This is a genomic window from Streptomyces sp. A18, assembly GCF_059026065.1.
In genome coordinates this window covers 325,418-344,021 of record NZ_JBWLKL010000007.1, presented here as the reverse complement: position 1 = coordinate 344,021, position 18,604 = coordinate 325,418, and the positions used below count along the sequence as shown (strand labels likewise).

Sequence of the window (18,604 nt, the reverse complement as noted above, 5' to 3'; positions counted from 1 at the left end):
GACTACGGCGTCGTCGGCGACCTCTTCGACGTCGTCCCCGCCCTCACCGAAGAGGTCAACACCCGCAAGGGCTGAGCTCATCGACCGTACGAGGCCCTCACCCCGCATCGCGCGGGGCGGGGGCCTCGGTGCGTCACAGGAGCAGCCGTGTCACAGGGTCAGACTCGCCTGCACCGGCAGATGGTCGCTCGGGAACTGGCCGTCCTGCGAGAAGGTGTTGATGGCCGCCGAGTGGACCCGCACCTCGGGCGTCGCCAGGATCCAGTCGATCCGGTCGCCGTCCGGCACCAGCGGCCTGTAGCCGTGGAAGGTGGCGTACGCCTTGCTGCGCTCGTCCGCCGCGTCCCAGGTGTCGACGAGCCCGGCGCCCAGCATCGTGTCGTAGACCGGGTTCTTGTGGGCCGCGACGTTGAAGTCACCCGTGACCAGGAGCGGCAGGGACGGGTCGAGGGCGGGGATCCGTTCGGTGATCAGACTCGCGGCACGCGTGCGTGCGTACTGACTCGCGTTGTCCAAGTGGGTGTTGAGGACGTACAGCTCGCTGTCCGTGCGCAGGTCGCGGAAGCGGACCCAGGTGACCATGCGGATGGAGCCGCCGCCCCAGGTGTTGGATCCGATGACGTCCGGGGTGTCGGAGAGCCAGTAGTGGTCGTACTCGATCGGCGCGAGTCTGCGGGTGTCGTAGAAGACGGCCATGAACTCGTCGCGGCTGCCGCCCGCCCGGCCGGTGCCGATCCAGTCGTAGTGCGGGCCCAGGTCATCGGCGATGTCCCGCACCTGCTGGTAGAGCCCTTCCTGGGTGCCGATGACATGAGGGCGCGCCCGGCGCAGCAGTTCCCGGGTCACCGGGCGGCGGTCGGCCCAGGTGTTGGGCGGCGTGGTGCTCGCGTAGCGGAGGTTGTACGACATGACCTCCAGACGGCGCCCCGCGCGCTCCACCGCGTGCGCGGGTGAGGCGGCCAGTGCGGTGGTGAACAAGGGCACTGCCACCGCGGCGAGCGCGGTCTGCAGGCCGAAGCGGCGCGTAACTCGGGTGTCATTCGGCACGCGGTCTCCTTCTGTGGGTGACGGCCAACGGGTGACGGTCAGGATGAGGTGCGGGCACGCGAGTGCGGAAGCAGGATCTGAGACACGGGTGAACGGACGAGGTCCGGCAGACGAGAGGGTGTTGACCAGCGGGAAGGTCGCCGGATAACTTCGGCATGCGGATTGTTGATTCCGTGAAGCGGAAGTTTCGGCAATCCTGAGTGGTCCTGAGTGGTCCTGAGTGTGTGGTCCTGAGCGTGTGGAGGGTGCAGGAATGGGTCAGCAAGAGAAGGTGGCAACGAGTCTCGCGGGCGCGGTCAGCGAGGGCATCAGCGCTTCCCTCGCCCCGGTGGACGCGGAGCTCGAGCGCCGCTACCCCGGAGACCCGGGCACCCGCCAGCCGGTCCACACCGTGTACGTCCCCGGTGAGCTCTTCGGCGCCGACACCATCCGTACGTGGGGCGACCAGGCCCTGAAGGCCCTCGACGAGCACGCCCCGGACGCCGCCACCTTCGCGTCCGTCCTCGGCCTGGCCGACGACCTGGCCGCGCCGGTCTACGACCGCGTACGCGCCAAGCTGGAGCGCGAGCCCATCGAGGACCTGCGCATCGACTTCGAGGACGGCTACAAGGGCGCGGACGAGGACCAGGACGCCGCCCGCGCGGCCCGCCTGGTCGCCGAGGCCTACAAGAACGGCACTGCCGCCCCGTACATGGGCATCCGCATGAAGTGCTTCGAGGAGAACGTGCGCGACCGCGCCATCCGCACCCTCGACATCTTCCTGTCCGGCCTCATGGAGGCAGGCGGCCTGCCCGACGGCCTCGTCCTGACGCTGCCCAAGGTCACCTACCCCGAGCAGGTCACCGCGATGGTGCGCCTCCTGGAGGAGTTCGAGAAGGTGCGCGGTCTGGAAGCGGGCCGGATCGGCTTCGAGATCCAGATCGAGACCAGCCAGTCCATCCTCGCCACCGACGGCACCGCCACCGTGGCCCGCATGATCGGCGCCGCCGAGGGCCGCGCCACCGGTCTGCACTACGGCACCTTCGACTACAGCGCCTGCCTCGGTGTCAGCGCCGCCTACCAGACCAGCGACCACCCGGCCGCCGACCACGCCAAGGCGATCATGCAGGTCGCGGCGGCGGGCACCGGCGTGCGCGTCTCGGACGGCTCCACCAACGTCCTGCCCATCGGCACCACCGAGAAGGTCCACGACGCCTGGCGGCTGCACTACGGCCTCACGCGCCGCGCCCTGGCCCGCGCCTACTACCAGGGCTGGGACATGCACCCCGGCCACATCCCCACGCGCTACGCCGCCGTGTTCGCCTTCTACCGCGAGGGCTTCGAGCAGGCCGCCGCGCGCCTGTCCGCCTACGCCGCGCACCGCGAGGGCGGCGACGTGGCGGACGAGCCGGCGTCGGCCAAGGCGCTCGCGGGGTACCTGCTGCGCGGCCTGGACTGCGGCGCCCTGGACGTCGGCGAGGTCACCCGGCTCACCGGCCTGACGCTGGCCCGCCTGCAGAGCTTCTCGGGCCCGCGCCGCGGGGACCTCACGCCCTCCGGCAAGTAACACCCGGCACGCGCTGTCACCCCTGCCCCGTAGTCTGTGGGCCACGAAAAGTGGTGTCACAGGAACGGGGCAGCGGTGACTTCGGGGGATCAGGAACAGACGGGCGGTGTCGGCCGCCTTCTTGCCGGGCGCTATCGCGTGCTGGCGCAGCTCGGGCGCGGCGGCATGGGCGTGGTCTGGCGCGCCGTGGACGAGGTGCTCGGCCGCGAGGTCGCCGTCAAGGAACTGCGGACGTACACGGACGCGGCCGGCCCCGAACTGGCCGACCTGCGGGTACGGATGCAGCGCGAGGCGCGCGCCGCGGCGCGGGTGCGCCATCCCGGAGTCGTCGCCGTGCACGACGTGGCGGAGGTCGATGGACGGCCCCTGATCGTCATGGAGCTGGTCGAAGGCCCCTCCCTGGACGACGTACTGCGCGAGCGCGGCACCCTCGACCCCCGCGAGGCGGCGGCCATCGGCGCCAAGGTCATGGACGCGCTCGCCGCCGCGCACCGCGCCGGAGTCCTGCACCGCGACGTGAAGCCGGGCAACATCCTCCTGGAAACCGGTGGCCGCGTCGTCCTGACCGACTTCGGCATCGCCACGATGGACGACCCGGGCGACGGCTCCGCCACCCACCTCACACGCAGCGGCGAACTCGTCGGCTCCCTGGACTACTTGGCGCCCGAGCGGGCCCAGGGCCAGGATCCGGGCCCCGCGTCCGACGTGTGGGCCCTGGGCGCCACGCTCTACGCGGCGGTCGAGGGGGCATCCCCCTTCCGCCGTACGTCGACGTGGTCCACGCTCACCGCGATCGTCACCGACCCGCTGCCCGAGCCGCAGCGGGCGGGCCCGCTCTTCCCCGTGCTGCAACAGCTGATGCACAAGGACCCGCAGGCCCGGCCGGACGCCGAGCAGTCGGCGCTGATCCTCACCGACGCGGCAGGCGGCGCCGTCACGGCCGCCCTGCGCGAGCCCGCGCTCCGGCCGAGGGAGGCCACGGAGCGGAGCATCCCGAGCACCCCGCCGCCGGGCTTCGGTCCGCCGCTCGCCGCATCGCCCCCGGCGGCGCACCCGTCCGGGCCGGCCGCCACACCGCCCCCTGAGCGACGCCCCCGCCGCGGCCGTGCGCTGCTCGCCGCCGTGGCCGTCGCCGTCGTCCTCGCGGTGACCGGCGTCACCGTGGCCCTCGTCAACGGCCAAGGGGACAGCGGCAGTCAGGCCGAGGGGCCCGCCTCCTCCGGGGACGCGGCCGAGCCGGGGGCAGACAACAGCCGCGGCGCGCTGGACGGCACGGACGGCCCCAAGCCCTCGAAGCAGGGCGACGGAAAGACCCGGAAGCCGGACGACAAGTCCTCCTCCGGCAAGGACGGCAAGGACGGCAAGGACGACGACCCCCAGTCCACGGACGGACCGACGGACCGCCCCAAGCCCTCCTCCAAGCCGACGGAGGACGGAGGCACGACCGGCGGCGGATCCGACGGCTCCGGAGGCACCACGGGCGGAGGCGGTGACGATCCGGCCCCCGGACCCGCCTGCCACGCCGCGGGCGGCGGCAAGTACGACTGCTCGGTCTGGCGTACGGCGACGTCGTACACGGCGTCGGGCGCCGAGGCGGGCGTCTTGAACGCGGGCACGAACTACTTCTACTGCCAGCAGAACCTGGGGCGTCGCGAGACGCACGGCGAGTGGACGAACGTCTGGTGGGCCAAGACGGACGACGACAGCGGCAACAGAGACGTCTTCATCAGCGACGTCTACATCAAGGGCGGCGACAACGACCAGCCGCTGCCCGGTCTCCCCGTCTGCTGACCGCGTTCGCACCGCCGCCCCCCCCAGCCTTCGACCCCCGGTCGCCAACCCCCAGCCGCCAACCGTCAGTCCGCGGGCGGCAGTTCGCCCGACCCGCGCGTGATGAGCCGCGTCGGGAGCTCGATCCGCTCAGGGGCGTCGGACGCACCGTCGAGCTGCCGGAACAGGCGCTCGGCAGCGGTCCTGCCCAGCTGCGCGGCGTCCTGCGCGACCACGGTCACGCCCGGCTGCAGCAGGTCAGCGAGCTCGATGTCGTCGAAGCCGACGAGGGCCACGGGGCGGGGGAGCCCGGCGAGGACGCGGACGACGGTCACCGTCACACGGTTGTTGCCCGCGAAGATCGCCGTGACGGGGTCGGACCCGCCCAGCATCGTCTCGGTGGCCCGCCCGACGCGGTCCGGGTCGGTGGGCCCGAGGGACATCCACGCGTCCTCGACGGGGATGCCCGCGTCCTCCATGGCCGCTCGGTAGCCCCGCAGGCGCTCTATGGCGGTGTGGATGCGCGGCTGGTCACCGATGAAGCCGATGCGCCGGTGGCCGTGGGCGATGAGGTGGGCGACGCCGTCACGCGCGCCGCCGAAGCTGTCGGAGAGCACGACATCGGCGTCGATCTTCCCGGCGGGGCGGTCGACGAAGACGGTGGCGACACCGGCGGCGATCTCCGGCTCCAGGTAGCGGTGGTCGTCACCGGCCGGGATGACGACCAGGCCGTCGACCCGGCGCGCGCAGAGCGCGAGCACCAACTCCTGCTCGCGGTCCGGGTCCTCGGCGCTGGAACCGTTGATGAGGAGCGCGCCGTGGGCGCGGGCCACTTCCTCCACGGCGCGGCTGAGCGGGCCGTAGAAAGGGTCGGCGAGGTCTTCGAGGACGAGGCCGATACTGGCCGTGCGCCCCTTGCGCAGGACGCGCGCGCTGTCGTTGCGGCGGAAGCCCAGGGCGTCGATGGCCTCCTGGACGCGGCGTTCGGTGTCCGGGGTGACACCCGCCTCCCCGTTCACGACGCGGGAGACCGTCTTGAGGCCGACTCCGGCGCGGGCGGCGACGTCCTTCATGGTCGGACGGTTGCCGTAGCGGGGTTCGGGTCGCTCGGGTCGGCTGGCGGTCTCGGCCACGGTGCGCTGTCCTGTCGTCGACGAAGATGAGCTGAAAGTGGTGCGTAAGCGATGTGGCGTCGAGCATAGAACCTGGACAACGTTGTCAGATGCAAGAGAGACTGTCCATCGCATTCTCCGGCCTGCCCTTTCACCAGGAGAGCGGCCTGCCCTTTCACCAGGAGATCTGACACTGATGCACACGGACCTCGTCGCCGCACTCGACATCGGCGGCACCAAGATCGCCGGCGCCCTGGTGGACGGCCGCGGCCGGATCCTGCTGCGCGCCCAGCGGCCCACGCCCGCGCGCGAGGACGGCGACACGGTGATGCTGGCGGTCGAAGAGGTCATCGGCGAGCTCACGCGTTCCCCGCTGTGGGGCAGGGCGCGCGCGGTCGGCATCGGCAGCGCGGGCCCCGTGGACGCGTCGGCGGGGACGGTCAGCCCGGTCAACGTGCCCGGGTGGCGCGGCTACCCGCTGGTCGAGCGGGTGCGCGCGGCCACCGGCGGGCTGCGGGTCGAGTTGGTCGGCGACGGCGTCGCGATGACGGCGGCCGAACACTGGCAGGGCGCGGCCCGCAGGCACGACAACGCGCTGTGCATGGTGGTGTCCACGGGCGTCGGCGGCGGACTGATCCTCGGCGGCAAACTGCACCCCGGCCCCACCGGGAACGCGGGGCACATCGGTCACATCAGCGTCGATCTGGACGGTGACCCCTGCCCCTGCGGGGCACGCGGGTGCGTGGAGCGCATAGCTAGCGGACCGAACATCGCGCGGCGTGCGCTGGAGGGCGGCTGGAGTCCGGGACCCGACGGCGACACGTCCGCCGCCGCGGTGGCCGTCGCCGCGCGGGCCGGGGACCCGGTCGCCGTCGCCTCCTTCGAGCGGGCGGCGCAGGCGCTCGCCGCGGGGATCGCGGCCACGGCGACGCTCGTCGAGATCGACATCGCCGTGATCGGGGGCGGGGTGGCGAAGGCGGGCCATGTGCTCTTCGACCCGCTGCGGCGCTCGCTCCGCGACTACGCCACGCTCTCGTTCGTACGTCATCTGACCGTGGGTCCGGCCTTGATGGGGACGGACGCTGGATTGGTGGGGGCGGCGGCGGCCGCTCTCAGCCAGGAGGACCGTGCTGTGGACTTGCGTCCCGCTGTGGGAAGTTGAGGGATTCTGAGCGTGAGAGGCGACCAGTGAGGGGAGCCTCTCACGCTGCTGCAGGAGAGGTTCGCCCTCACGCTGCTGCGGGCCGGGCCGAAGTGCAGCCACCCGGCCCGCAGTTGACGCACCCTCGGGTTCAGCTGCTCAGCGCTCAGCCGCTCAGCAGCTGAGCACTGGCTCCGCCCAGTCCGCGTGGTCGGAGTCCCTGCCGTCGCCGCCGTCGGTGACGACGAGGCGTACGACCTGGGCTTCGGTCACGTCGGCCGAAAGGCCTTTCGCGGCATCGGCGTTGGTGAGGACGCCGGTCGACGCGGCCTTCTTGCCGTCCGCCCAGATCTCGAAGGTGACCGTTCCCTTGGGGTCCTTCTCGTCGTCGACACCCACCTGCGCCGAGACCTTCTCGCAGGCACCGCCGGTGTAGTACTCGACGGCGCTGTCGGAGTGCACGCCGAGCCCCTTGGCGTGGACGACCCCGCCGATGGTGAGCGGATTGCCGTCGCCCGCCGCCTCCTCGCCGTTGCTGGTGTCCTTCTCGACCGGACCCCAGCCGTTGACCGTCGACATCCACGGCAGGTCACTGATCGCCGATCCGCCCGCGGGCGGCGCCACGACGACATGGGCCGTCAGCGGCAGCACGCTCTGGGCGCGGGTGCCGCCGGGGGAGTGGTAGTCGGTCCTGAGCGTCAGGTCGTACGCGCCCGGCGCCGCGCCCTGTGGTGCGGTCACCGTCCACGACGTGCTCAGCGACTTGCCCGTACGCAAGGAGCTCGCGGTCGAGGGTGAGGTCGCCTCGACGCGCCAGCCCGAAGGGCCGGTGAAGGTGGCGGACACCTTCTGCGCGGGGGTGCGGCCGAGGTTGGTGACCTTCGACGTCAGCTTCTCCGGCTCGCCCGCCTCGACCAACGGGGCGCCTCCCAGGCCGAGTTCGACGGCCGGCGGGTTCTTGGCCCACTTGCCGTCGGCCGTGACGCGCAGCAGTGCGGTGCCGTGCGCGGGGACGGTCGCCGCGATCTTGCCCGCGGTGTTGTAGCTCTTGTGCTGCCACAGGTCCCGCAGTGTGTATCCGTCGGCGTCCGGGAGCCCGACGGCCTTCGCCGATGTGGCGATCGACTGGGCGGTTCCTGTCTCGTTGAAGAGCGCGACCGTCCGGCTGCCGTCCTTCATCTCCTTGGCGACGACCCAGCGGCCGTCCTGCGAGGACAGCACCTCGCCCTGCTTGCCCAGCGGGTCCTGGTCGACGGCGATGACTTCCTTGTTGCCGATGATCTCGAAGGTCTCGGGCGACGCCTTGCGCAGGTCGGAGCCGATGAGCAGCGGCGCGGCCATGATGGACCACATCGAGAAGTGGGTGCGGTACTCGGTGTCCGTCATGCCGCCGTTGCCGACCTCGAGCATGTCCGGGTCGTTCCAGCGGCCGGGACCGGCGTGCTCGGCGAGCGGCAGGTTCTGTTTCATGATCGACAGCATCGAGCTCCAGTTGTCGCTGATGTCGCCGGTGGTGCGCCACAGGTGGCCGACGTCGGCGGCCCACTCCCAGGGCTTGTTCTCGCCCCATTCGCAGATGCTGTAGACAATGGGGCGGCCGGTGGCCTTCAGTGCGTCTCGCATCGCGATGTACCGCTTCTTGGCGTCGACGCCTTGGTTGTTGCAGTTGTCGTACTTGAGGTAGTCGACGCCCCAGTCGGCGAACTGTCGTGCGTCACTGACCTCGTGGCCCAGTGCCCCCGGGAAGCCGATGTCGCTGCAGGTCTTCGTGCCGGCGCTGGTGTAGATGCCGAGCTTCAGGCCCTTGGAGTGCACGTAGTCGGCAACTGCCTTGATCCCGTCGGGGAATCGCTTGGGGTCGGGCACCAGCTTGCCGTTGGCGTCCCGCTCGGGCAGGGCCCAGCAGTCGTCGAGGTTGACGTACTGGTAGCCGGCCTCTTTGAGGCCCTTCTCGACGAAGATGTCCGCGATCCCCTTGACCATCGCCTCGTCGAACTCGGCCCTGCAGTGGGTGGAGTTCCAGTTGTTGAAGCCCATGGGCGGGGTGAGGGCGAGGTCGCCGGGGAGCTTCGACTTAGCGGTGCGTGGCTCGGCGGTGTCGGCGGTGGAGGGCCGCTCGGCCGCGCTCCGTCCGCTCGTGTCACTCACGGTGCCGATCGTGTCGCGCGAGGACGCCGAGGCCGAGGCCGACGCTGGTGCCGCGAGCCCTGCGGCGCACAGCAGTGCGGCGGCCAGTGACCCGACGACTCTTCGACGTGTTGCGAGGGGTGAGATATGACGCATCGTTACATTCCTCCGTACTCGCAGAAGTTGGGGCTGCATGTACGTGTCAGAGGTGCGCGCTTACGGTAGGCCGTGTTGGACTCTGTTGGAAGAGGAGCCGTAACGGTTCGAGCACCCGGCGCCAAAACCCTTGACTGCGGGGGCGCTTGGGAGTGGGATCCAACCCTTGCGTTCGGTTGTGTTCGGTTGCACCCCGAGGAGGGGGACATGGCACAGTCATCGTTCATGGGTCCTGCCACGCCTCGAAGCATGTCAGGACATCGGATGTCCCGGCGGAATGTCCTGCGTGGTGCGGCCGCCGGAGCCGGAGCGGTCACCCTTCCGGCCCTGCTCACGGCCTGTGGTGACGGTCCGGGTGGCAACAAGGACGAAGTCACGATGGGGTCCAATTCCTCGGACGCCGTGCCCAAGAAAGCGTTCGCCGCCGCCTTCGACGCCTATGAGAAGAAGTCGGGGAAGACCGTCAAGGTCAACACGACAGAGCACAACGAGTTCCAGCAGAACATCACGCGCTATCTGCAGGGCACGCCCGACGACGTCTTCATGTGGTTCGCCGGCTACCGCATGCAGTACTTCGCGGAGAAGGGCCTGCTGATCGACATCAGCGACGTATGGAAGGGCTTCAAGGGCTTCTCCAACGCGCTGCGGGAGCAGTCCACGCACGAGGGCAAGCAGTACTTCGTGCCGTATTACTACTACCCATGGGCGGTCTTCCACCGCAAGAGCCTCTTCGAGAAGCAAGGCTATGAACAGGCCAAGACCTGGGACCAGTTCATCGCGCTCGCCAAGAAGATGAGCAAGGACGGCATACCGGTCGCGTTCTGCGACAAGGACGGCTGGCCCGCCATGGGCACCTTCGACTACATCAACATGCGCTTGAACGGATACGAGTTCCACAAGAGCCTGATGGCCGGCGAGGAAGCCTGGACCGACACGAAGGTCAAGAAGGTCTTCGACCTGTGGCGCGAACTCATGCCGTACTACCAGAAGGGCGCGCTCGGCCGTACCTGGGAAGAGGCGGGCCAGGGGCTGCAGCAGCGCAAGACGGCGATGGCCGTCTTCGGAATGCCGCACCCCGGCCAGCAGTTCCCGGCGAACGAACGCGACGACATCGACTTCTTCGCGTTCCCCGAGATCGACCCGGCGCACGGGCAGGACGCGGTGGAGGCGCCGATCGACGGATTCCTGGTGGCGAAGAAGTCGAAGAACCTGGACGGCGCCAAGGAACTCCTGAAGTGGCTCGGGACGCCACGGGCCGAGGACATCTATCTGGCCGGTGACCCCAACAACGTCGCGGTCAACGAAGGCGCCGACACCAGCAAGTACAGCCCGCTGCAGAAGAAATCGGCCGAACTGGTCTCCGGGGCCAAGCAGATCTCGCAGTTCCTCGACCGGGACACCCGGCCCGATTTCGCACAGACCGTCATGATCAAGGCGCTGCAGGACTTCATCGACAACCCCAAGGACGTCGACGGCCTGGTCAACAGCATCGAGCGGCAGAAGAAGGACATCTTCTCGTCGGACGTCAGCTGAGAAGCGAGGGACAACGCCCCGTGCCGCAGAAAACCGCGCGGCGCGCCGGACGGCGGGGACCGCGGCGCTTCACACGCCGTGACACAGCTGTGCTCGGCGTGCTTCTGGGAATTCCCGTTCTGCTGGACATCTTCATCATCTGGGGTCCCACCCTGGCCTCCATCGGCCTGTCCTTCACGTCCTGGGACGGCATTGGCGACATCCAGTGGGTCGGCGGAAAGAACTACGAGAGCCTGGTCGACAACTATCCGGCGTTCTGGCCAGCTGTCCGCCACAACCTGTTGTGGATCGCGTTCCTCGGCCTGGTCGCCACACCGTTCGGCCTGCTCCTCGCGGTCGTCATCGACCGCGGAGTCCGCTTCAGCCGCTTCTATCAGTCCGTGCTCTACATGCCGGTGGTGCTCTCGCTCGCCGTGGTCGGATTCATGGCCCAGCTGATCCTCGGCACCGACCAGGGCGTGGTCAACACCATCCTCAACAACCAGAACGACCCGATCGACTGGCTCGGAAATTCCGACATCAACCTCTGGATGATGATGCTGGCCGCGAGCTGGCGGCACACGGGCTACGTCATGATCCTCTACCTGGCCGGCCTGAAATCCGTCGACCCGGCCCTGAAGGAAGCAGCCCAGATAGACGGCGCCAATGCCCGCCAGACATTCTTCCGGGTCGTCTTTCCGACGCTGCGCCCCGTGAATGTCATCGTCGGGGTCATCACGGTCATCGAGGCACTGCGCGCCTTCGACATCGTCTACGCGGTCAACAAGGGCCGCAACGGCCTGGAACTGCTCTCCGTACTCATCACCGACAACATCATCGGCGAGGCGAGCCGTATCGGATTCGGCTCCGCCATCGCGGTCGTACTCCTGACCGTCTCGCTCGGATTCATCGTGACGTTCCTGGTCCAAGAGCTGCGAGGTGCGCGCGACCGATGACCGCCGACATCCACACCACGCCGCGCTCCGACACGTCCGCACCGCCTGCCGAAAGGCCCGTCGGCCGTGGGCACCGCCGAGGCCGTTTCGGGGTGCACATCTTCCTGATGGCGGTGGCCCTTGGCTTCCTCGCGCCGCTCCTCCTGGCCGTCTACGCCTCCCTGCGCCCGTACGAGGAGACGGCGCGGAACGGCTATTTCTCGCTCCCCGATAACCTGTCGTTCGACTACTACAGCCAGGCCTACAGCGATTCCGGCATGGGCAAGTACTTCACCAACACACTGCTCATCGCGGTGCCCGCGGTCGTGATCACGCTCTTCCTTGCGGCATTCGTGGCGTTCGCCGTCTCCCGCCTCCGGATTCGCGGCGGAATGATCCTGCTGATGTTCTTCACGGCAGGAAATCTGCTGCCGCCACAGGTGCTCGTCACCCCCCTGTACGTCCTCTTCCTCAAGATCCCCCTCCCCTGGTGGATGTCCGACTCGCTGACCCTGTACGACTCGTACTGGGCGATCATCATCGTCAACATAGGATTCCAGGTCGGCTTCTGCGTCTTCGTGCTCTCCAATTTCATGCGGACACTGCCACAGGAAATCCTGGAGGCGGCGATCGTGGACGGCGCGGGCGTCTGGACCCAGTTCTGGCGCATCACGCTGCCGCTGTGCCGCCCCGCGCTGGCGGCGCTCGGCACCCTCGAATTCACCTGGATCTACAACGACTTCCTCTGGGCCCTCATCTTCATCTCGAACCCGGACAAACTCCCGATCACGTCATCCCTGAACAACCTGCGGGGCCAGTTCTTCACGGACTACAACCTCTTGGCGGCAGGCTCGGTCCTGGTCGCGCTGCCCACGGTGCTGGTGTTCCTTCTTCTGCAGCGGCACTTCATCGCGGGGCTTACGTTGGGGTCGAGCAAGGGGTGAGGGGTGGGGGCCGAGCGTTTGCGCCACGCCCGCTCTCAGGACGCGTAGGGGCCGTCCGCATGACCCCTCCCGTGTCACGGGCTGTCATTTCCCGCACTGAACAGCGGGATTGAGATCGTCGGTGCGTGCACATCGCACACCACACACCGACCATCTCCAGCAGACGGAGCGCTCCGCATGAAAGCCCCGAAGTACGCACGTGACATTCCCGGCCTGTGCTGGGACGAGAGGCCCGGTGATGTCCTTCACTGCACCCTTGGGCAGGACCACGCCGGTGACCACTTCCACGCCTACACCAGGACCAGGTGGCCCAACCGTGAGCGCGCGGCCCGGACCACGATCAAGCCGCGGTGAGGACGAGCCCCCCCGCCCCTGGCCGCGCGCTCACTTCGCCTGCAGCGCCTCCTCCAGGGTGGACACGGGTGACAGCGTGGGCGTGAGGCCGGTGAGGCGCAGGACGCGCAGGGTCAGGCGGTGGGTGCAGACCACGGAGAGGCGGGCGCCTCTCGCTGTCGTGCGGCGGCGCGCGCGGACCAGCAGGGCGAGGCCGGAGCAGTCGAAGAACGTGGTCCGGGTCAGGTCGATGACCACTGTCGTGGCGCTTCCGCCAGTGATGGGGTCGAGGAGCGGGGCCATGCGCTGGTAGGCCAACAGGTCGATCTCACCGCGCAGTTCGACGACGGCGGCGCCGCCCTGACCGTACACGCGCGGTTGCTGGTCGGAGTCCTCGAAGGCGAATTCGTTCAGTGCATCGAGTTGCACTTGTCCCCCAGTTTCAACGTCGGCCGTCCTCGCGGGAGCGGTGCGTGGGAAGAGCCGGTTCAGGAGGTCACCAGGGGCTGGGGCGCCTGGCGGATCACGCTAGCGGGGGAGAGTGCGCCCTGGAGTGAGGGAACGATTCATGCAGCGTGACTGCCACCCGATGGGGTGAAGTAGACGCGAATCGCTTGACATGCCGTGGCGTCTTTCGAGCCCGGAAAGGGACACCTCAACAGGGCCTGGTTTCCGTGGCAGGGTGTTGCGGGCAAGCCACAGGGGGCCAACAGAAGAGGGGGAACCGTGATCGTCTGGATCAACGGCGCGTTCGGTGCGGGCAAGACCAGCGCCGCACGGGAACTGATCGAGCTGATCCCGAACAGCACACTCTTCGACCCCGAGGTCATCGGCGGCGGACTGCCCTTCCTGCTGCCGTCCAAGCACCTCGCCGAGGTGAGCGACTTCCAGGATCTGGCGATCTGGCGGCGGCTCGTCGTGGACACAGCGGCGGCCCTGCTCGCCGAGGTCGGTGGCGTCCTCGTGGTGCCCATGACCCTGCTGCGGCAGGACTACCGCGACGAGATCTTCGGCGGCCTCGCCTCGCGCAGAATCGCCGTACGACATGTGGTCCTGGCCCAGGATGAAACGATCCTGCGCGAACGAATATCCGAACGCCCCATCCCGGACCTCCCGGAGGGCGACACGCGCGTGCGGCAGTGGTCCTTCGACCACATCGAGCCGTACCGCGCCGCTCTCGCGGGCTGGCTCGGTGCGGACGCCCTCCGTATCGACACCGGTGCGCTCACCCCCTGCGAGACCGCCGAGCGCATCGCCGACGCCGTGCGCACCGGGGCCGCGCCCGTCTGCGACATCGTGCAGACCCCGGAACCCACCGCGGAGACGCTCGCGGCCGGTGTGCTGCTCTTCGACGAGCGGGACCGGGTGCTGCTCGTCGACCCCACGTACAAGGCCGGCTGGGAATTCCCCGGCGGTGTCGTCGAGCCGGGCGAGGCCCCCGCGCGCGCGGGCATGCGCGAGGTGGCCGAGGAGACCGGCATCCAACTCGTCGACGCCCCCCGGCTCCTCGTCGTCGACTGGGAGCCGCCCACACCGCCCGGCTACGGAGGGATGCGGTTCCTCTTCGACGGCGGGACCCTCGACAGCGGCGAGGCCCGGCAGATGCTCCTGCCGGGCCCCGAACTCCGTGACTGCCGCTTCGTCACCGAGGAGGAGGCGGCCGGACTGCTGCCCTCCGTGCGCTACGAACGGCTGCGCTGGGCCCTGCGCGCGCGGGAGCGCGGAGCGGCCCTGTACCTGGAGGCGGGGGTCCCCGTCGGCCCCCAGTGAGCCGGTTCCCAGTGAGTCGAGCTCCGGAGCTCTCCCGCAGCCGGGTGGCTCAGCTCGCCGCGTACTTCTGGAGGAACAGCGCCTCCGCCACCGAGAGCCGCTCCAACTCCTGGGGCGACACGCTCTCGTTGACCGCGTGGATCTGCGCCTCGGGCTCGCTCAGGCCGATCAAGAGGATCTCAGCCCGGGGGTAGAGCGCGGCGAGGGTGTTGCACAGCGGGATCGAGCCGCCCTGCCCCGCGTACTGCATCTCCTCGCCCGGGTAGGCCTCGCCCATCGCTTCGGCCATCGCCGCGTACGCAGGGCTCGTGGTGTCCGCGCGGAACGCCTGGCCCTGGCCGATCTGCTCGGTGGTCACCTGCGCGCCCCACGGGGCATGCGACTCCACGTGTGCCTGCAGGAGCTTGGTGGCCTCGGCCGCGTCCACGCCCGGCGGCACCCGCAGGCTGATCAGCGCCCGCGCGGCCGCCTGCACGGACGGCGTCGCGCCGACCACCGGCGGGCAGTCGATGCCGATCACCGTGACCGCGGGACGCGCCCAGATGCGGTCGGCGACCGTGCCCGTACCGACGAGACCGACGCCGTCGAGGACCTTGGCGTCCTTGCGGAAGGTGGCTTCGTCGTACTGAAGCCCGTCCCACACCTCGTCGCCCGTGAGGCCGTCGACCGTCGTCGAGCCGTCCTCCGCGCGCAGCGAGTCGAGCACCCGCACCAGCGCCGCGAGCGCGTCGGGGGCCGCGCCGCCGAACTGGCCCGAGTGCAGATTGCCCTCAAGAGTGTCGACACGGACACGTACGAGGGTCATGCCGCGCAGTGTCGTGGTGACCGTCGGCAGGCCCACCCGGAAGTTGCCCGCGTCGCCGATGACGATCGTGTCGGCCGTGAGGAGGTCGGGGTGCTGCTCGGCGTACCGCTCGAGGCCGCCTGTGCCCTGCTCCTCGGAACCCTCGGCGATCACCTTGACGCTGACCGGGACACCGCCGTTCGCCTTCAGGGCGCGCAGCGCGAGCAGGTGCATCAGGACGCCGCCCTTGCAGTCGGCGCTGCCGCGTCCGTACCAGCGGCCGTCGCGCTCCGTCAGCTCGAACGGCGGGGTGGTCCAGGCCGCCTCGTCGAGCGGGGGCTGGACGTCGTAGTGCGCGTAGAGCAGCACGGTGGGAGCGCCCTCGGGGCCCGGCAGCAGGCCGTACACGGACTGGGTGCCGTCCGGCGTTTCGAGCAGCGCCACGTCCTGGAACCCCTCGGCGCGCAGCGCGTCCGCCACCCAGTTCGCGGCGGCCTCGCTCTCGCTCCTGGGGAACTGATCGAAGTCCGCCACCGACTTGAAGGCCACCAGTTCGGTGAGCTCCGCCTTCGCCCTCGGCATGAGTGAGGCGACGGTCTCGGCGATCGGATTCGGCGACATGGGCACGCTCCTCGTAGGTGCGACGTTGTACGTAAGTGGGTGTGGTGATCCTCCCACAGGAGGGTGCCCCAGGTGCCCGCCGTAGGATGCCTTGGAAAGCGCGGCCAACAGCTGGATCGGGAGCGGTAGACCAACGTGAGCAGCGAGAACTCAGCGGACGACGCGCAGTACGTACCAGCGGAAGACGCACAGTACGTATGGGACGTCGTGGTGGTGGGAGCAGGGCCCGCGGGAGCTTCGGCGGCCTATGCGGCAGCCGTCGCGGGACGCAGTGTCCTCATCCTGGAGAAAGCCGAACTGCCCCGGTACAAGACGTGTGGCGGCGGCATCATCGGCCCCTCGCGTGACGCGCTGCCGCCCGGCTTCGAACTGCCCTTCAGGGACCGGGTGCACGCGGTGACGTTCTCCCTGGACGGCAAGTTCTCCCGCACCCGCCGCTCGAAGCAGATGCTCTTCGGGCTCATCAACCGCCCCGAGTTCGACCAGCAGCTGGTCGAGCATGCGCAGAAGGCGGGCGCCGAGTTGCGTACCGGCGTCACCGTGGCGCGCGTGGAGCAGCACGGCTCGGCGGTGCCCGACCGGCGGACGGTCGCCGTGGTGCTGCAGGGCGGCGAGACGGTGCTCGCTCGTGCGGTCGTCGGGGCCGACGGCAGCGCGAGCCGCATAGGAGCGCATGTCGGCGTGAAGCTCGACCAGGTGGATCTCGGTCTGGAGGCCGAGATCCCGGTGCCGCAGAGCGTCGCCGAGGACTGGGCGGGCCGGGTGCTCATCGACTGGGGCCCGATGCCGGGCAGTTACGGATGGGTGTTCCCCAAGGGTGACACCCTCACCGTCGGAGTCATCTCCGCGCGCGGCGAAGGCTCGGCCACCAAGCGGTACTTGGAGGACTTCATCGCCCGCCTCGGGCTCGCGGGCTTCGAGCCCAGCATCTCCTCCGGCCATCTCACGCGCTGCCGCAGCGACGACTCGCCGCTCTCGCGCGGCCGGGTCGTGGTGTGCGGTGACGCGGCGGGGCTGCTCGAGCCGTGGACCCGCGAGGGCATCTCCTTCGCGCTGCGCTCGGGGCGGCTCGCGGGGGAGTGGGCGGTGCGGATCGGCGAGGCACACGACGCGGTGGACGCCCGCCGTCAGGCCCTGAACTACGCGTTCGCCATCAAGGCGGGACTCGGCGTCGAGATGAGCGTCGGGCGGCGCATGCTCACGGTCTTCGAGCGCCGTCCGGGCGCGCTGCACGCGGCGATCACCGGGTTCCGGCCCGCGTGGAACGCGTTCGCGAGGATCACCCGGGGCTCCACGACGCTCGGCGAGCTGGTGCGGAACCACCCGCTGGCGGGACGGGCACTGAGCGCGCTCGACCGGTAGGGCCGGTAGGGCAGGGAGCGCAGCGAGGTCCGGCGGACAGCCGGTCGCCTCACTTCGTGATGGTGACGCGGAAGACGGGGTGGTCGCTCGCGGCCGCCTCGATCTCCGCGTCCGTGGACTTGGCGGTGACACCCTTGAAGTACTGGTTGACCTCCCAACCCCACTTCTCCAGGTAGCCGCGCAGCACCGGCAGCTTCTCGGCGTCCGCGACCTCCTCGACCGTGAACGAGCGGACCTTGCGCCCCACGCGCAGCTCGCCGCCGCCCGCCACGCGCATGTTGCGCACCCACTGAGAGTGCCCTCGGGCCGAGACCAGGTACTGGGCGCCGTGGTACGTGAACGGGTTGACCGGAATGCGTTGCATCTGACCGCTCTTGCGTCCGCGTACGGAGAGCTCGGCCGAGCCCATCAGGCTGATGCCGCGCCGTGCCAGCCAGCCGACCACGCTGTTGAGCCGTACGGCCAAGGGGCTGCCCTTGAGGTAGTAGGGGGAGGGGGAGGCCGCGGAGGAGGACGACGTAGACATGGTGACCGCCAGAGTCTGGTGGGCTTCCGAGAGCACTGCTCTCGCTTGAGAGCAGTGTGCACGAGAGCGGTGCGCCATTGCAAGAGCAGTGCTCTCGAAAGTGTCCGGCGCTCACATTTCAGTGCGCCGATCCCGTTCCAGTGCACTGCTCCGAACTCGTGACACACTGCCTGCATGAGCAGTGCTACCAGCGGGGCCAGGGCCCGCGCCCGAGTCGAAGTCACCGCCGCCATCAAGGACGAGGCGCGCAGACAGCTGGCCGCCGAGGGCGCCGCCAAGCTCTCCCTTCGCGCCGTGGCCCGCGAGCTCGGCATGGTGTCCTCCGCCCTCTACCGCTACTTCCCCAGCCGCGACGACCTCCTGACCGCGCTGATCATCGACGCCTACGACTCCCTCGGCGCCGCCGCCGAGGAGGCGCACGCCGAGGTCGCGTCGGCCGAACCCGTGCGGCGCTGGACGGTCGCGTGCGAGGCCGTGCGGGCCTGGGCCGTCGAGCACCCCCACGAGTACGCCCTCATCTACGGTTCGCCCGTCCCGGGCTACAGCGCGCCCTCCTCCACGATCGAAGCCGCCGCCCGCGTCGGGCTGCTGCTCATCGGGATCGTGCGCGACGCCCATCAGGGGCGTGGTGTCGCCGTGCGGCCGCTGCCGGCCGGGCTGCGGCCCGAGGGTGAGCGGATCGCGGCGGATCTCGCCCCCGATCTGCCGCCCGCGGTGGTCGCGGCGTTGGTCGCGGCGTGGGCCCAGCTGTTCGGGCTCGTGGGCTTCGAGGTGTTTGGGCAGTTCAACCGCGTGGTCGAGGACCGTCCTGCGTTCTTCTCGCACGCGGCCACTCAACTCGCCCATGGTGTAGGGCTGTTGGAGCAGAAATAGACGGGTCCGCACCCACGCTCCCAGCTTAGCCACGCTCCTCGCTTA

At 69.6% G+C, this 18,604-nt stretch carries 16 protein-coding genes; 10 read left to right on the top strand and 6 right to left on the bottom strand.

The genetic code is table 11. The features are described from left to right. Nucleotides 1–150: 150 nt before the first annotated feature. A complete protein-coding gene (locus AC5P1C_RS15260; RefSeq protein ID WP_493866336.1) occupies nucleotides 151–1,047 on the bottom strand; it encodes an endonuclease/exonuclease/phosphatase family protein in 897 nt (298 codons plus the stop codon). Nucleotides 1,048–1,300: 253 nt separating this feature from the next. Here AC5P1C_RS15260 and AC5P1C_RS15255 point away from each other — a divergent pair, with 253 nt between their 5' ends. After that, nucleotides 1,301–2,593, top strand: a complete 1,293-nt coding sequence (locus AC5P1C_RS15255) for a DUF6986 family protein (RefSeq protein ID WP_493866335.1) — start codon at nucleotides 1,301–1,303, stop codon at nucleotides 2,591–2,593. A gap of 75 nt (nucleotides 2,594–2,668) precedes the next feature. Continuing rightward, the gene (locus AC5P1C_RS15250) at nucleotides 2,669–4,384 is read left to right on the top strand and encodes a serine/threonine-protein kinase (RefSeq protein WP_493866334.1); all 1,716 of its coding nucleotides are present in this window, start codon (nucleotides 2,669–2,671) and stop codon (nucleotides 4,382–4,384) included. 65 nt (nucleotides 4,385–4,449) lie between these two features. Here AC5P1C_RS15250 and AC5P1C_RS15245 read toward each other — a convergent pair whose 3' ends face one another. Continuing rightward, on the bottom strand, nucleotides 4,450–5,436 hold the full coding sequence (locus AC5P1C_RS15245; protein WP_493866354.1) for a LacI family DNA-binding transcriptional regulator: 987 nt from the start codon (nucleotides 5,434–5,436) through the stop codon (nucleotides 4,450–4,452). A 235-nt stretch (nucleotides 5,437–5,671) separates the two neighbouring features. On the opposite strand from AC5P1C_RS15245, the gene AC5P1C_RS15240 reads away from it, so the two are divergent. Continuing rightward, nucleotides 5,672–6,637, top strand: coding sequence for an ROK family protein (locus tag AC5P1C_RS15240; RefSeq protein WP_493866333.1), 966 nt, complete (start codon nucleotides 5,672–5,674; stop codon nucleotides 6,635–6,637). A gap of 153 nt (nucleotides 6,638–6,790) precedes the next feature. Here AC5P1C_RS15240 and AC5P1C_RS15235 read toward each other — a convergent pair whose 3' ends face one another. Next, on the bottom strand, nucleotides 6,791–8,899 hold the full coding sequence (locus AC5P1C_RS15235; protein ID WP_493866332.1) for an NPCBM/NEW2 domain-containing protein: 2,109 nt from the start codon (nucleotides 8,897–8,899) through the stop codon (nucleotides 6,791–6,793). Nucleotides 8,900–9,163: 264 nt separating this feature from the next. Here AC5P1C_RS15235 and AC5P1C_RS15230 point away from each other — a divergent pair, with 264 nt between their 5' ends. The 4 genes from AC5P1C_RS15230 (at nucleotide 9,164) to AC5P1C_RS15215 (ending at nucleotide 12,644) form a co-directional block, all read left to right on the top strand. Continuing rightward, nucleotides 9,164–10,432, top strand: a complete 1,269-nt coding sequence (locus AC5P1C_RS15230; protein WP_493866331.1) for an ABC transporter substrate-binding protein — start codon at nucleotides 9,164–9,166, stop codon at nucleotides 10,430–10,432. Between the two features lie 20 nt (nucleotides 10,433–10,452). Then, complete coding sequence (locus AC5P1C_RS15225) at nucleotides 10,453–11,367, top strand: carbohydrate ABC transporter permease (protein WP_493866330.1); 915 nt, start codon at nucleotides 10,453–10,455, stop codon at nucleotides 11,365–11,367. Next, the gene (locus tag AC5P1C_RS15220; protein ID WP_493866329.1) at nucleotides 11,364–12,290 is read left to right on the top strand and encodes a carbohydrate ABC transporter permease; all 927 of its coding nucleotides are present in this window, start codon (nucleotides 11,364–11,366) and stop codon (nucleotides 12,288–12,290) included. The genes AC5P1C_RS15225 and AC5P1C_RS15220 overlap by 4 nt, the downstream gene beginning before the upstream one ends. Before the next feature lie 177 nt (nucleotides 12,291–12,467). Beyond that, nucleotides 12,468–12,644, top strand: a complete 177-nt coding sequence (locus AC5P1C_RS15215) for a hypothetical protein (RefSeq protein ID WP_493866328.1) — start codon at nucleotides 12,468–12,470, stop codon at nucleotides 12,642–12,644. A 30-nt stretch (nucleotides 12,645–12,674) separates the two neighbouring features. On the opposite strand, the gene AC5P1C_RS15210 is transcribed toward AC5P1C_RS15215, so the two are convergent. Beyond that, complete coding sequence (locus AC5P1C_RS15210) at nucleotides 12,675–13,052, bottom strand: STAS domain-containing protein (protein WP_493866327.1); 378 nt, start codon at nucleotides 13,050–13,052, stop codon at nucleotides 12,675–12,677. A gap of 297 nt (nucleotides 13,053–13,349) precedes the next feature. On the opposite strand from AC5P1C_RS15210, the gene AC5P1C_RS15205 reads away from it, so the two are divergent. Next, complete coding sequence (locus AC5P1C_RS15205) at nucleotides 13,350–14,393, top strand: NUDIX hydrolase (protein ID WP_493866326.1); 1,044 nt, start codon at nucleotides 13,350–13,352, stop codon at nucleotides 14,391–14,393. Between the two features lie 49 nt (nucleotides 14,394–14,442). Here AC5P1C_RS15205 and AC5P1C_RS15200 read toward each other — a convergent pair whose 3' ends face one another. After that, the gene (locus AC5P1C_RS15200) at nucleotides 14,443–15,798 is read right to left on the bottom strand and encodes a dipeptidase (protein ID WP_493866325.1); all 1,356 of its coding nucleotides are present in this window, start codon (nucleotides 15,796–15,798) and stop codon (nucleotides 14,443–14,445) included. 135 nt (nucleotides 15,799–15,933) lie between these two features. Here AC5P1C_RS15200 and AC5P1C_RS15195 point away from each other — a divergent pair, with 135 nt between their 5' ends. Beyond that, nucleotides 15,934–17,160, top strand: a complete 1,227-nt coding sequence (locus AC5P1C_RS15195; protein WP_493866324.1) for a geranylgeranyl reductase family protein — start codon at nucleotides 15,934–15,936, stop codon at nucleotides 17,158–17,160. A gap of 49 nt (nucleotides 17,161–17,209) precedes the next feature. Here the strand turns inward: AC5P1C_RS15195 and AC5P1C_RS15190 are convergent, their stop codons facing one another. Beyond that, nucleotides 17,210–17,686: a nitroreductase/quinone reductase family protein gene (locus tag AC5P1C_RS15190; RefSeq protein WP_493866323.1), complete on the bottom strand. Its 477-nt coding sequence runs from the start codon at nucleotides 17,684–17,686 to the stop codon at nucleotides 17,210–17,212. Between the two features lie 174 nt (nucleotides 17,687–17,860). On the opposite strand from AC5P1C_RS15190, the gene AC5P1C_RS15185 reads away from it, so the two are divergent. Then, on the top strand, nucleotides 17,861–18,559 hold the full coding sequence (locus AC5P1C_RS15185; protein WP_493866322.1) for a TetR/AcrR family transcriptional regulator: 699 nt from the start codon (nucleotides 17,861–17,863) through the stop codon (nucleotides 18,557–18,559). Nucleotides 18,560–18,604: the final 45 nt, after the last annotated feature.

Excerpts from the sequence above, each read along its gene's own strand:
- AC5P1C_RS15240 (WP_493866333.1), top strand. The coding sequence starts at position 5,672 with ATGCACACGGACCTCGTCGCCGCACTCGACATCGGCGGCACCAAGATC.
- AC5P1C_RS15215 (WP_493866328.1), top strand. The coding sequence starts at position 12,468 with ATGAAAGCCCCGAAGTACGCACGTGACATTCCCGGCCTGTGCTGGGAC.
- AC5P1C_RS15245 (WP_493866354.1), bottom strand. The coding sequence starts at position 5,436 with ATGAAGGACGTCGCCGCCCGCGCCGGAGTCGGCCTCAAGACGGTCTCC.
- AC5P1C_RS15255 (WP_493866335.1), top strand. The coding sequence starts at position 1,301 with ATGGGTCAGCAAGAGAAGGTGGCAACGAGTCTCGCGGGCGCGGTCAGC.
- AC5P1C_RS15185 (WP_493866322.1), top strand. The coding sequence starts at position 17,861 with ATGAGCAGTGCTACCAGCGGGGCCAGGGCCCGCGCCCGAGTCGAAGTC.
- AC5P1C_RS15230 (WP_493866331.1), top strand. The coding sequence starts at position 9,164 with ATGTCCCGGCGGAATGTCCTGCGTGGTGCGGCCGCCGGAGCCGGAGCG.
- AC5P1C_RS15220 (WP_493866329.1), top strand. The coding sequence starts at position 11,364 with ATGACCGCCGACATCCACACCACGCCGCGCTCCGACACGTCCGCACCG.
- AC5P1C_RS15190 (WP_493866323.1), bottom strand. The coding sequence starts at position 17,686 with ATGTCTACGTCGTCCTCCTCCGCGGCCTCCCCCTCCCCCTACTACCTC.
- AC5P1C_RS15200 (WP_493866325.1), bottom strand. The coding sequence starts at position 15,798 with ATGTCGCCGAATCCGATCGCCGAGACCGTCGCCTCACTCATGCCGAGG.
- AC5P1C_RS15235 (WP_493866332.1), bottom strand. The coding sequence starts at position 8,899 with ATGCGTCATATCTCACCCCTCGCAACACGTCGAAGAGTCGTCGGGTCA.